We start from the raw sequence: 12,757 nt of genomic DNA on the forward strand, positions 1-12,757 counted from the left end.
AACTGACGCCGGGGTTAGTTACAGCATAAAAATGTCTGAATTATGGTTTTTGGTTCTAGTGTTTGGATAATAAGTTTGGTACCATTTGGTTTAATAATGTGACAAATATAGTGATTTTGTTTGGGGGCAGCTACAGGATCGGTATCTATAGAATTTAATAGTTGAAATGGGAGAAAATTAATATTTTGTTGTAGAGCTTGATTTGAAGTTGAGACAGGAGAAGTTTTGAGGGTAGGCTCATGGGCTTTTTTAATTGAACTGATTGTTGCTTTATTAATATTAAGATGTTTAGCTATCTCTTGGTAAGAATAATGATGGAGTAATTGGTAAACTAATTCCTTTAGATGGTTTGGTATAGGATCAAACTTATTAGTTTTAGTTTGACGCCAGGCTTTAAATTGCTGAGCTACTTGCTCAATAGTAATTGATGGTATTTGCATAGTATGAAACCCAAATGTATAAAAAATTCATACTAGCAAAAACATTAGATAAAGTTATGCAGTTTTGCTGCAGGTATACGGAAAAACAAAGAATGAGCATTTTTGTGATATGCTTACTTTAGCTAAGGAAAGAGGGATCAATCCTGATGCAGTAGTAATGGATGCGTGGTATAGCGGTTTGGAGAATTTGAAACATATACGTAATTTAGGTTGGACATGGGTTAGTAACCTAAGAAAAAATAGAAAAGTTAATCATAATGTTAGCTTAGAAAGTTTAGAGATTCCTGATGAGGGACTAAAAATTCACCTACGTGGATACGGTTGGGTTACGGTATTTAAGTTTGTGGCAAAAAATGGTCGCATTGATTACATAACAACTAACTTAGAAAATCCAACACGTGAACAAATAGAGAAAATTGTTAAGGCACGGTGGTCTATAGAAGTTTATCATCGAGAATTAAAACAAACTTGTGGTATTGAACGCTGTCAGGCACGCACGGGTCGAGCTCAGAGAAATCATATTTGCCTTGCTGTATTTGCTTGGCTCGATATGAACAAAAGGAGGATAAATGAAAAAATTACTTTATATCAACAAACTTGGGAAGTTATAAAAACATCAATTCAGAACAACATTAGATGCCTTTTAGCTGATTCGCAATTTTGCTAACTGGAGTCTGTCCTATAGTTTGTGTAAGTTGCAAAGAAAGCAGTAAGAGATTACTGTAAAAAAAGTAACTTAAGCAAGCAAGGAGGAATTATGGCTAAAAAATTAGATACAGATAAAGATACATTAGACATCAGTAATCAGCTAGTAGAAGAATTATTATCAAAAGCAGATCCATCGGAGTTATTTGGTCGAGATGGTTTATTTCAACAGCTAAAGAAGCAAATAGTTGAGAAAATATTAGCAAGTGAGTTGGATCATGAATTAGGATATTCAAAACATAGCAAGATGCCAAAAGTAGATAATAATCGTCGTAATGGTAGCTATGAGAAGACAGTAATTGATGGGGATGGTCGTAAGCTGACAGTAGAAGTACCAAGAGATCGGGAAGGAGAGTATAATCCTCAATTAATACCAAAAGGGCTGAGGAGATTTAATGGATTTGATGAGAAAGTGATATCCCTTTATGGTCGCGGTATGACAGTCAGCGAGATCCGAGGGCATTTAGAAGAAATATATCAAACTGATGTATCTGGTGACTTGATATCCACCATAACAGATGGGGTGATAGAAGAAGTAACTAGGTGGCAAAATCGTTGTTTAGATAGGGTGTATCCAATATTATACTTGGACTGTATCTATGTAAAATCTAGAGACAATCACATAGTAATAAATAAAGCAGTATATTTAGCACTTGCTGTAAATATAGAAGGGAAAAAGGAGTTACTTGGCATTTGGATAGGCAAAAATGAAGGTGCTAAATTTTGGATGCAAGTAGTTACTGAGTTAAAGAATCGAGGAATTGAACAAATTTATGTTGCTTGTGTGGATGGTTTAAAGGGCTTTCCAGAAGCTATAAGCAGTGTATTCCCGAGTACTATAGTACAATTATGTATTGTACATATGGTTCGCAATTCAGTAAAGTATGTGTTATATAAAGATTTAAAAGAGGTCACATCAGATCTAAAACAAATTTATACAGCTAATAATGACGAAATGGCACGTTTAAAACTTCAGCAATTTGGTGTAAAATGGGATAAAAAATATCCGGTAATTTCTGATATTTGGCAACGTAATTGGTCTGGGATAATACCGTTTTTTGCCTTTCCTGAAGAGATCAGAAAGGTAATTTATACTACTAACACTATAGAATCTGTAAATCGTCAAATTAGAAAAATTATCAAAAATAAGGGGGTGTTTCCAGATGATAAGTCAATTCAAAAAATAATATTTTTATCCCTACAAAATGCAGCCAAAAAATGGACCATGCCTATTAAAGATTGGTCTTTAGCTTTAAATCAATTTGAAATACTTTGTGGAGATTTTAAATATGATTTATTGGAAAATAAAAAATGAACTTACACAAATTAAATGATTGACTCATTTTTATCCCTACAAAATGCAGCCAAAAAATGGACCATGCCTATTAAAGATTGGTCTTTAGCTTTAAATCAATTTGAAATACTTTGTGGAGATTTTAAATATGATTTATTGGAAAATAAAAAATGAACTTACACAAATTAAATGATTGACTCGCTAACTGCGAAACTCCTGATCCCGTTAGTTTGAGGGGAATATGCTTTTGTAACGGTGTGTTCTATTCCTTCAATACTTAAAAACAATTCAAAGGCATGATGTTCTATATTTCCTTTATATTCAGTACCACGATCAGTTAATATACGTAGTATAGGAATACCTTGTTCTTCGTACCAAGGTAGAACTCTATCATTGTATACCTGCAGCAAAACTGCATAACTTTATCTAATGTTTTTGCTAGTATGAATTTTTTATACATTTGGGTTTCATACTATGCAAATACCATCAATTACTATTGAGCAAGTAGCTCAGCAATTTAAAGCCTGGCGTCAAACTAAAACTAATAAGTTTGATCGTATACCAAACCATCTAAAGGAATTAGTTTACCAATTACTCCATCATTATTCTTACCAAGAGATAGCTAAACATCTTAATATTAATAAAGCAACAATCAGTTCAATTAAAAAAGCCCATGAGCCTACCCTCAAAACTTCTCCTGTCTCAACTTCAAATCAAGCTCTACAACAAAATATTAATTTTCTCCCATTTCAACTATTAAATTCTATAGATACCGATCCTGTAGCTGCCCCCAAACAAAATCACTATACTTGTCACATTATTAAACCAAATGGTACCAAACTTATTATCCAAACACTAGAACCAAAAACCATAATTCAGACATTTTTATGCTGCAACTAACCCCGGCGTCAGTTATTTTTGTTGCCACTATTGCCATCGATTTTCGCAAGGGTATCGATGGCTTAATCGCTGTTTGTAGACAAAAACTTTCTTCTGACCCTCTTAATGGTTCCTTGTTTTTATTCTATAATAAAAACAGAACTGCCATTAAAATTTTGTCCTTTGACGGTCAAGGCTTTTGGCTATGCTCTAAACGCCTATCCAAAGGTAAATTTACCGCAAAACTTTTCCCATCTGATAATTCATCTTATCAAATTTGTTATAGAACCTTACACATTCTTATTCATAATGGTGATCCTAGTTCTGCCAAATTCTCTAATGATTGGCTTCCTGTCGTTTAAGCTGCTGTCTCGATTAATTCCGTATTATTCATATATCTTGCATAGGCAAAAGGCGTATAATTCGCAGGACGCTTCTTTGCTTTGCTACTCTGCTCTTGTAGCCAATTTAAATATTTAAAGGCATTGATCTCGTTCTCACTACAAGTCTTTACTATACTATACAGACCACTATGTATCTCAGCACTATTGATTGTTTTAAAGAATAATGAATTCTTCCTTTGTAAAATAATGGTACGCAGTGATCTCTCAGCCCAATTATTATCAAGATTGCTAACTGGGATTTTTAAAAATTGGGTCAAACCTTCTTTATTATTTATCCAATATTTCATAGCTTGTCCAAGCCTACTATTAGGCTCAACTTTCTTGTCGTTAAATAATTCGTCTATTTTGTTATATATGTTTTCTATATATTTACTGCTATGTTCCTGATGATACCCAAGTTTTTCTTCAGGACTCATCTCTTTACATTGATGTTCATTGTGGTAAATCCCTCGTGTTTGTTTGAGAAAATATCCGCATTCTTCAGGGTAATATAGTTCATTCTCTGTAAATTTTCTCTGACCATGTGACAAACAATTGATCATCACTATTATTGCCAGTAATTCTTGATCTGCTTCTGATAATACCGGGTTATTATTGTTACTTGCGTCAGTCATTAATTGGATAGAATCTGTTCTATTCTTACGATTCTTTAGTACGTTACCTATATTTTCTCCACCATGCCTATTACCGGTAAAATATAAAACTATCACCTCATTATTTGCAGTCTTAGCACATATTGTAGTAGTATAACAGCTGCGTCCTTTCTTATTTTGAGTACGTAATTTCTTATTGGCTATAGTAATTTCTAAAATCCTAGCTCTAGTATCATCAAGGTTCAGTGAACTACATTCGGCAGCCATTTCCAATAATACCCCGTAAATTTCAGCTCCACCACCTTCTTGCCAAACATCTAAATATTGTTGCCAGAGCGAGCTATATGCCACAGGAACACCACTTAAACTTTGCAGCCTAGATAAACGGTAGAAAGGAGTACCATAGGTCTTTTGTAACACTATTGCACTTCTGCTACTATTTGTCCATTTGTTGATATTTTTATTGTTCATAACTATATAATCACAAGCATTACAACGTAGCGTTTTCTTTACATATCTGTTGACTGTAATTGGAGCATTACCTGTAAATTGTAGCAATTTTCTAGCTTCACTATTATATAGTTTGCCATTACAACAGTGAGGACAGCTATCACCACTACAAAAATTCTCAGGAGTTAAATAGCTGGTATTCGCATCCTTATAATCATCAAACCCATATTTACCTTGCCAATTACTACGATCTATCTTTTTGGGCTTATCGCACTCTTCTTCATTACCACCATTCCCGTTATCAGATTCACTTGGCGGTTCTTTTAATGAATCTGAACTATCTTTTTTTTGTTATCTGCCTTAAAACCAATCAGCATTTCCTTAAGCTTATTTATACTGATATTTGATGATGCTAGCTTGTCTATTAGCTCATTACAAAATTTCACAAGTTCTACTATCGTTTGCTGTTCATCTCCCGTTAATGAACTTTCCTTGACATGTTGTATTAGTTCTTCTCGTTCTTCAGCACTTAAGGTCGCTACTTTTGGTTTTTTCATTTGATTAATTATCATTATTATTAATATTTCAAATGTTATAATATAATTGGTACTTTTTCAACTAGTTTTTATTACAAAACTTACGCTATGTTATCTCAAGTATGACTAAAAACCTTGGCTGAAAGCCATTTTTTCATAGTAAAGAATTTTAATAATATCTCAGTACAAAGCCACTTATCATAAAACATAGCGTAAGTTTTGATTAATCGGTGATATTTGCATAGTAGAAACCCAAATTTATACAATAAATTCATACTAGCAAAAAAATTAGATAGTGTTACGCAGTTTTGCTGCAAGTATACCTATCATTTAACATATCAGCAGAGGTTATAGCTGTTTTGTCTGTGTATAATTTGGCATCCGTCACCCTGGAATAGCTAGTCTCCCCGTCAAAAGTGCTAAAAATTAAGAAAAATTCAAAATTTAATACCTTAGCCAAAAATTCTTGTATAAAATTTGAGAGTTTAATTTTTTTGATTTAAATTTTTGGTACAAAAAGATGATTTTTAGAGAATTTTTGCATGATGATTTATTAACGATTTTGTAATAATTTGATTATTTTTTTACTGACTAATTTCTATGTAGAAAAATTTGTTTTGAGTAAATGATTCGCAATACACCGTAAGTTCAATCCTACAGCGGAAATTAAGAGTCAATCATTTAATTTGTGTAAGTTCATTTTTTATTTTCCAATAAATCATATTTAAAATCTCCACAAAGTATTTCAAATTGATTTAAAGCTAAAGACCAATCTTTAATAGGCATGGTCCATTTTTTGGCTGCATTTTGTAGGGATAAAAATATTATTTTTTGAATTGACTTATCATCTGGAAACACCCCCTTATTTTTGATAATTTTTCTAATTTGACGATTTACAGATTCTATAGTGTTAGTAGTATAAATTACCTTTCTGATCTCTTCAGGAAAGGCAAAAAACGGTATTATCCCAGACCAATTACGTTGCCAAATATCAGAAATTACCGGATATTTTTTATCCCATTTTACACCAAATTGCTGAAGTTTTAAACGTGCCATTTCGTCATTATTAGCTGTATAAATTTGTTTTAGATCTGATGTGACCTCTTTTAAATCTTTATATGACACATACTTTACTGAATTGCGAACCATATGTACAATACATAATTGTACTATAGTACTCGGGAATACACTGCTTATAGCTTCTGGAAAGCCCTTTAAACCATCCACACAAGCAACATAAATTTGTTCAATTCCTCGATTCTTTAACTCAGTAACTACTTGCATCCAAAATTTAGCACCTTCATTTTTGCCTATCCAAATGCCAAGTAACTCCTTTTTCCCTTCTATATTTACAGCAAGTGCTAAATATACTGCTTTATTTATTACTATGTGATTGTCTCTAGATTTTACATAGATACAGTCCAAGTATAATATTGGATACACCCTATCTAAACAACGATTTTGCCACCTAGTTACTTCTTCTATCACCCCATCTGTTATGGTGGATATCAAGTCACCAGATACATCAGTTTGATATATTTCTTCTAAATGCCCTCGGATCTCGCTGACTGTCATACCGCGACCATAAAGGGATATCACTTTCTCATCAAATCCATTAAATCTCCTCAGCCCTTTTGGTATTAATTGAGGATTATACTCTCCTTCCCGATCTCTTGGTACTTCTACTGTCAGCTTACGACCATCCCCATCAATTACTGTCTTCTCATAGCTACCATTACGACGATTATTATCTACTTTTGGCATCTTGCTATGTTTTGAATATCCTAATTCATGATCCAACTCACTTGCTAATATTTTCTCAACTATTTGCTTCTTTAGCTGTTGAAATAAACCATCTCGACCAAATAACTCCGATGGATCTGCTTTTGATAATAATTCTTCTACTAGCTGATTACTGATGTCTAATGTATCTTTATCTGTATCTAATTTTTTAGCCATAATTCCTCCTTGCTTGCTTAAGTTACTTTTTTTACAGTAATCTCTTACTGCTTTCTTTGCAACTTACACAAACTATAGGACAGACTCGAAATTAACGGATTAATGACATCTCCTATTACCCCTTTCAGGTAGTTTCTGCCAACTCTACCATAACTTTTAAGATGCCCTATTATCGGTTCTATGGCACTCCGTCTTTTGAGCATTGCCTTATCATCTGACGATAGTTTCTTCTTGCAATATGGGCTATACACTTGGTTTTGTCGCATCTATAAATCATACTACATCAAGATTGTTAAAACTAAGGTTTTGGACATTATGATGCCATTAACATAGCAAAATTCTCAAAAGTAGAAAGATTATCATTAGCTCCAATTATTTGTCTTTTTTGCATCATACGAATATTTTCTATACCGGTAATAGTCATTTCTGCAGAATAAAAACTCTTAAAACCAAGCATTGGCTTTGTACGTTTTTTGATAAACCTATGATCTTGTTCTACAAGATTATTCAGATATTTGGTCTGAATAACCTTAATTTTATAATCTTTAGGAACTTCTGTATTCAAATCATTAAGAGCAGCCGTATTACTACCGCTTTTATCAATTACTACTTTCTCAGGAAAATTATTCTCTCTAAAGGCTTTACGAAAAAATGCAAGTGCTGCAGGCTTGTCTCTATGCTTACGTAGCAGAAAGTCTACAGTATTACCAAGACTATCTAGTGCTCTATATAAATAAACCCATTTACCGTTTAATTTAATATAAGTCTCATCCATTCTCCAACTACTACCAACTGGCTTCTTTCTTTTTCTAACCACCTGATCTATCAATGGTACAAATTTTATAACCCATCTTTGTAATGTAGAGTGATCAATTTTTGCTCCCCTTATACTCATCATTTCTTCCAAATCTCGATAACTTAAAGAAAATCGGCATTTCATATAGACAAATAACATTATTATTTCTGGTGAAGAACAAAATCCTTTGAAATATGATAATAATCTTGCAGTAATACGAAACATCTTAACATCTTTTTTAGATCATTATATCAATCTTTTTTCTATTGTCCAACATATGCGACAGAACCAGAGCAAAATCCTTTAAAATACTTCAAAAGTTTTGGCGATATTTGGAATACCATAATGCTATTTTTTAGCTCCATATACCACATATCATCATACTTGGCAATAGATGCGACAGAACCGATAAAGATCGTAACGTATCATATATTGGCGGACAGAATTTCATGTTTGATTGTAGTATGCATGCTTTCTTGCCACAGAGTAAACTTAGGAAGATGATGGGTACGGAATTTAATAGCCAAGATTATATGGCTGTAAATATTACCGCTACGTTAGGAAAAGTAGGAGATATTGAACCAAAAACGCAGGTAGTAATTGATGTGGCTGGTACTGGTAAGATTGCTGATCGATTTATTGGCGATATACAAACAATCAAAACAAATTGTGAACAAAAATCCCCTCAAGCAATTATTGATAGTAATAAGGCTTTATCGAAAGAATTATTAACTGCTCCTCTTAATGAAGAGCAATATAAAAGAGATATGAAAGAGATATGAAAGAAAGAGTTGCAAAAATCATATCAGATGAAGGAGTGAAGCCGGAAACAATAAGCACATTTAAAAAAGCAAATGGTGCTACAGAGGCTTTAGCTGACGTATTGATAGAACAAATTGATCAAGCAATTGCAACTCAAAAAGATAAAAGAACAGGGAAATTAAGCTCACAATCTATTAATGACATTGCTAAAAAAGCTGCGGAACAGTTAAATAAGTTTATCGATAATCCAAGTTAACCACTCTGCACTGCAAGTGCAGAGCTTAATATTACGGCATGAATGCCTCATGTATGTACTAACTTAAAAGTTAGAAACTATTTGTGTATGGCTCATTTAGAAAGTGTCACAACACAAAAAAATATATGGCTCTGTACAAATAAGTGTGTAAATTTTTCAAAGGTTATATAAAAATATAATATAACAAAAGGAGAAATTATAATGCACCAAAAACAAAATGAAGCAATGAATCAAGCGATAGATTTATTAATAAATAATGATACAGATATATCAACATTACTTAAAGAGGATGGTTTATTAAAACAATTAACCAAACGGCTTGTAGAGAAGGCATTGCAGTCAGAGATGAATAATCATTTAGGATATGATAAATATTGTCATACTGATAGTGATAATGTTCGTAATGGTAGGAATGTAAAGAATCTAGTAACAAATAATGGAGTTGTAGAGATTGAGGTTCCAAGGGATAGAAGTAGTACATTTGAACCTGCATTAATTCCGAAGCGTCAAAGACGTATTGAAGGATTTGATGATAAAATAATATCATTATACGCTAAAGGAATGAGCTTATCTGATATTAAGATTCAAATGCAAGAATTGTATGGAGCTGACGTTAGCGAAAGTTTGATAAGTCAAATTACTGATGATGTAATTGAGGATGTCAAGATATGGCAAAGCCGACCATTGGATCGAGTATATGCTATAGTATTTTTTGACTGTTTAGTAGTAAAAGTACGTCAAGATAAACGAATTATCAATAAGTCTGTATATGTAGCATTAGGTATTGATTTATCTGGAAGGAAGGATATTTTAGGATTGTGGATCAGTGAAAATGAAGGAGCGAAATTTTGGCTTGGTAATTTTACTGAGATGAAGAACAGAGGTATGCAAGACATGCTTATTGCTTGCAGTGATAATTTAACCGGTATGTCTGAGGCAATAGAAGCAGTTTTTCCGAAAACCGAACATCAATTATGTATTGTACATCAGATTAGAAATAGTTTAAAATATGTATCATATAAAGACCGAAAAGAATTAGCGTCTGATTTAAAGCCTATATATACTGCTAGCACGGAGGAAGAAGCACATCTTGCTTTAGAATCTTTTGAAGCTAAATGGAGTAAACAGTATCCACAAATTGCTAAATCTTGGTATGTTCATTGGGAAAATTTAATGGTTTTTCTAGGATACCCTGAGGCGATAAGGAAAGTAATATACACAACTAATAGTGTAGAATCTGTCAATAGCCAATTACGTAAGGTTACTAAGAATAAACGGGTTTTTCCAAATGATAATGCTGTTTTTAAGACCTTATATTTGGCAATTGATTATATGACCAAGAAATGGGTTATGCCGATTCCAAACTGGAACGCAGCTATGGCTCACTTTTTGATAAAATTTGAAGGTAGAATTTAAGCCCTATGAAAAATTTACACACTTAATTAGAAAGGCTCAAATATATCTGTGAAGTGTAAGATTTTGTTAAAAAATATCCTATCTTTTCTTGATAAGATATTTAAAATTTATGTTGAAACGACGCACTGCAAGTGCGGGGTTTTTCTCCCAAAATGGGACAATAAATATACAGTACAGGAGTTTCGCAGTTAGCAAAATTGCGAATCAGCTAAAAGGCATCTAATGTTGTTCTGAATTGATGTTTTTATAACTTCCCAAGTTTGTTGATATAAAGTAATTTTTTCATTTATCCTCCTTTTGTTCATATCGAGCCAAGCAAATACAGCAAGGCAAATATGATTTCTCTGAGCTCGACCCGTGCGTGCCTGACAGCGTTCAATACCACAAGTTTGTTTTAATTCTCGATGATAAACTTCTATAGACCACCGTGCCTTAACAATTTTCTCTATTTGTTCACGTGTTGGATTTTCTAAGTTAGTTGTTATGTAATCAATGCGACCATTTTTTGCCACAAACTTAAATACCGTAACCCAACCGTATCCACGTAGGTGAATTTTTAGTCCCTCATCAGGAATCTCTAAACTTTCTAAGCTAACATTATGATTAACTTTTCTATTTTTTCTTAGGTTACTAACCCATGTCCAACCTAAATTACGTATATGTTTCAAATTCTCCAAACCGCTATACCACGCATCCATTACTACTGCATCAGGATTGATCCCTCTTTCCTTAGCTAAAGTAAGCATATCACAAAAATGCTCATTCTTTGTTTTTCCATCAGTTTCTTTATCATATATTCTATAATCTACAGGGGTAGATTGATCAGTTTTAGCATTGTAATGCAGTAAGTTGACCATCCCTATACCAGGTATAACATCATGTACAGCTCCAGAATATTGATAATGTACAAGCTCAATTTTCTTACTGTATTGCTTTGACAATAACGTGTCATCTCCCACTAATAAACAAGAAGCTTCCCTATCAATATATTTTGACACTTCTCTGTAGATCCCGCTAGGGCGGAAATCCTTACTATTTAACCATCGACTTGCACTATCATGAGATAGGTTTATTGGACTTACTTCAGATAATGCTTTACCACTATATCTTACGCTACTTGCTTGTAAAAATGATTTATATAAGTCTTTGCTACATTTTGATCTTGCCATGCTTAACTAAAACTCTTTCTTGCTAGATTAACATATTTTTTGCTAAGTGCGAAACTCCTGCAGTAAAGAAATTTACTAAGCAATTAGTAAATGATCAAGCTGCATCATCGAATACGATAATATCAAGGAAGAATTTTATTAAAAGAATTTGTGAATATTTAAAAGACAAATGGCATGGATATTCTGATGACAAGAGCAAACTACCATTGGCTGAACAATTGAAGAATGAAGCAAAATTTGTCGGGCAAAAAGCAAAATCACATATATCATCTAAAGCACCAACGTCACCACCTCCACATAATGAAAAAACAGAAGGTAAAGGAAGAGATTAGGAAAATTTTTAATAGACTTCTTGCAGCAATAGAATTATGTAAGAAGTCTAATCTTCGCATCAGCTGGTTTAATATATAACGGATCTATGGAGTTAGAGAAATTGTGCTTCCTTATTTTATCCGTCATATATTTACATATATGCACTGCCTTAACTCTAGTAAAACGAGGTAAGATTGTTAAATTTTTTATATCCCTAATCTTGTCGTATATCATCTCTACCCCACTACCTGCACAGACATTAATAGCAGCATTTTCTGTATTTAATAATTCCACAGCTTGGTCATAATTTATCAGTGACGGAATAGAAGGTTGTTCATCTTGATCAAAAACTTGGCTATATAATTGCCCTCTATATGCATTAAGAAAAATAAAAATTTTATCATAATTTTTTACTTGCCTGCTGGCTCTCCACCAGGAAAACTCAAAATTAGATATAGTAGTGCCCATTATATCTGTACTTAGCAAAATGCCTTTTGCCACTGATAAGCCTATTCTAATGCCTGTAAAACTACCTGGACCGTTTGTAACGGCTAAATAATCTAGGTCATGATAAGAAAGCTTTGCTATTTTCAATGCTTCTTCAATCATTGGCACAATAGTTTCAGCCTGCATGGAAGACCTTAATTCCTCAATATAGGCTAGAATAATCTGATCTTCAGAGATTGCAACAGATGCACTATTATTTGCCGTATCAAATGCTAAAATTTTCATTTATAATATATACTGCTATGATTTCAAGTTTTGTAAGTATACTCAATTATAATG

18 protein-coding genes and 1 pseudogene are annotated in these 12,757 nt (G+C 33.0%); 10 read left to right on the plus strand and 9 right to left on the minus strand.

Annotated elements, in window-relative coordinates; all coding sequences use genetic code 11:
* Positions 1-14: 14 nt before the first annotated feature.
* Positions 15-440: a hypothetical protein gene (locus tag AAHN00_RS07410; RefSeq protein ID WP_342271098.1), complete on the minus strand. Its 426-nt coding sequence runs from the start codon at positions 438-440 to the stop codon at positions 15-17.
* Between the two features lie 64 nt (positions 441-504).
* Between AAHN00_RS07410 and AAHN00_RS07415 the strand changes: the two genes are divergently transcribed.
* The 3 genes from AAHN00_RS07415 (at position 505) to AAHN00_RS07425 (ending at position 2,613) form a co-directional block, all read left to right on the plus strand.
* Complete coding sequence (locus AAHN00_RS07415) at positions 505-1,107, plus strand: transposase (RefSeq protein ID WP_342272544.1); 603 nt, start codon at positions 505-507, stop codon at positions 1,105-1,107.
* A 90-nt stretch (positions 1,108-1,197) separates the two neighbouring features.
* Positions 1,198-2,460, plus strand: a complete 1,263-nt coding sequence (locus AAHN00_RS07420; RefSeq protein ID WP_342272545.1) for an IS256 family transposase — start codon at positions 1,198-1,200, stop codon at positions 2,458-2,460.
* Between the two features lie 15 nt (positions 2,461-2,475).
* Positions 2,476-2,613 (plus strand): hypothetical protein, encoded by a 138-nt coding sequence (locus AAHN00_RS07425; protein WP_342272546.1) that lies wholly within the window; start codon positions 2,476-2,478, stop codon positions 2,611-2,613.
* A gap of 44 nt (positions 2,614-2,657) precedes the next feature.
* On the opposite strand, the pseudogene AAHN00_RS07430 reads toward AAHN00_RS07425, so the two are convergent.
* A pseudogene (locus tag AAHN00_RS07430) lies at positions 2,658-2,834 on the minus strand (IS481 family transposase); the annotation flags it as partial.
* Positions 2,835-2,913: 79 nt separating this feature from the next.
* On the opposite strand from AAHN00_RS07430, the gene AAHN00_RS07435 reads away from it, so the two are divergent.
* Complete coding sequence (locus AAHN00_RS07435; RefSeq protein WP_342272547.1) at positions 2,914-3,339, plus strand: hypothetical protein; 426 nt, start codon at positions 2,914-2,916, stop codon at positions 3,337-3,339.
* On the plus strand, positions 3,327-3,680 hold the full coding sequence (tnpB, locus tag AAHN00_RS07440; RefSeq protein ID WP_341752109.1) for an IS66 family insertion sequence element accessory protein TnpB: 354 nt from the start codon (positions 3,327-3,329) through the stop codon (positions 3,678-3,680). The genes AAHN00_RS07435 and tnpB overlap by 13 nt, the downstream gene beginning before the upstream one ends.
* Here tnpB and AAHN00_RS07445 read toward each other — a convergent pair.
* The 5 genes from AAHN00_RS07445 to AAHN00_RS07465 all read right to left on the minus strand — a co-directional run bounded on the left by AAHN00_RS07445 (position 3,677) and on the right by AAHN00_RS07465 (position 8,281).
* Positions 3,677-4,873: an IS66 family transposase gene (locus tag AAHN00_RS07445; RefSeq protein WP_342270935.1), complete on the minus strand. Its 1,197-nt coding sequence runs from the start codon at positions 4,871-4,873 to the stop codon at positions 3,677-3,679. The two genes, tnpB and AAHN00_RS07445, sit on opposite strands and share 4 nt — an antisense overlap.
* 215 nt (positions 4,874-5,088) lie before the next feature.
* On the minus strand, positions 5,089-5,322 hold the full coding sequence (locus tag AAHN00_RS07450; protein ID WP_250310741.1) for a hypothetical protein: 234 nt from the start codon (positions 5,320-5,322) through the stop codon (positions 5,089-5,091).
* A gap of 675 nt (positions 5,323-5,997) precedes the next feature.
* Positions 5,998-7,260, minus strand: a complete 1,263-nt coding sequence (locus tag AAHN00_RS07455; protein WP_342270914.1) for an IS256 family transposase — start codon at positions 7,258-7,260, stop codon at positions 5,998-6,000.
* A gap of 44 nt (positions 7,261-7,304) precedes the next feature.
* Positions 7,305-7,526, minus strand: a complete 222-nt coding sequence (locus AAHN00_RS15075; protein ID WP_410521425.1) for a hypothetical protein — start codon at positions 7,524-7,526, stop codon at positions 7,305-7,307.
* Positions 7,527-7,573: 47 nt separating this feature from the next.
* Entirely contained in the window at positions 7,574-8,281 is a 708-nt protein-coding gene (locus AAHN00_RS07465; RefSeq protein ID WP_342272548.1) for an IS6 family transposase, read from the minus strand.
* A 251-nt stretch (positions 8,282-8,532) separates the two neighbouring features.
* Between AAHN00_RS07465 and AAHN00_RS07470 the strand changes: the two genes are divergently transcribed.
* From AAHN00_RS07470 to AAHN00_RS07485, 4 genes are all read left to right on the plus strand, one after another.
* Entirely contained in the window at positions 8,533-8,838 is a 306-nt protein-coding gene (locus AAHN00_RS07470) for a hypothetical protein (RefSeq protein WP_342272549.1), read from the plus strand.
* Positions 8,835-9,074, plus strand: a complete 240-nt coding sequence (locus tag AAHN00_RS07475; protein ID WP_342272550.1) for a hypothetical protein — start codon at positions 8,835-8,837, stop codon at positions 9,072-9,074. The genes AAHN00_RS07470 and AAHN00_RS07475 overlap by 4 nt, the downstream gene beginning before the upstream one ends.
* Before the next feature lie 201 nt (positions 9,075-9,275).
* On the plus strand, positions 9,276-10,490 hold the full coding sequence (locus AAHN00_RS07480; RefSeq protein ID WP_342270940.1) for an IS256 family transposase: 1,215 nt from the start codon (positions 9,276-9,278) through the stop codon (positions 10,488-10,490).
* Positions 10,491-10,553: 63 nt separating this feature from the next.
* Positions 10,554-10,682 carry a hypothetical protein gene (locus AAHN00_RS07485; protein ID WP_342272551.1) on the plus strand — a complete coding sequence of 43 codons (129 nt, stop codon included), beginning with the start codon at positions 10,554-10,556 and terminating at the stop codon, positions 10,680-10,682.
* On the opposite strand, the gene AAHN00_RS07490 is transcribed toward AAHN00_RS07485, so the two are convergent.
* Entirely contained in the window at positions 10,679-11,659 is a 981-nt protein-coding gene (locus AAHN00_RS07490; protein WP_342271025.1) for a transposase, read from the minus strand. The two genes, AAHN00_RS07485 and AAHN00_RS07490, sit on opposite strands and share 4 nt — an antisense overlap.
* Before the next feature lie 206 nt (positions 11,660-11,865).
* On the opposite strand from AAHN00_RS07490, the gene AAHN00_RS07495 reads away from it, so the two are divergent.
* Positions 11,866-11,991, plus strand: coding sequence for a hypothetical protein (locus AAHN00_RS07495; RefSeq protein WP_342272552.1), 126 nt, complete (start codon positions 11,866-11,868; stop codon positions 11,989-11,991).
* Between the two features lie 34 nt (positions 11,992-12,025).
* Here AAHN00_RS07495 and tsaB read toward each other — a convergent pair whose 3' ends face one another.
* Positions 12,026-12,703, minus strand: a complete 678-nt coding sequence (gene tsaB, locus AAHN00_RS07500; RefSeq protein ID WP_342272553.1) for a tRNA (adenosine(37)-N6)-threonylcarbamoyltransferase complex dimerization subunit type 1 TsaB — start codon at positions 12,701-12,703, stop codon at positions 12,026-12,028.
* Between the last annotated feature and the right edge of the window lie 54 nt (positions 12,704-12,757).

The organism is Candidatus Tisiphia endosymbiont of Parasteatoda lunata (assembly GCF_964030955.1).
In the GTDB taxonomy this organism is placed as follows: Bacteria; Pseudomonadota; Alphaproteobacteria; order Rickettsiales; family Rickettsiaceae; genus Tisiphia.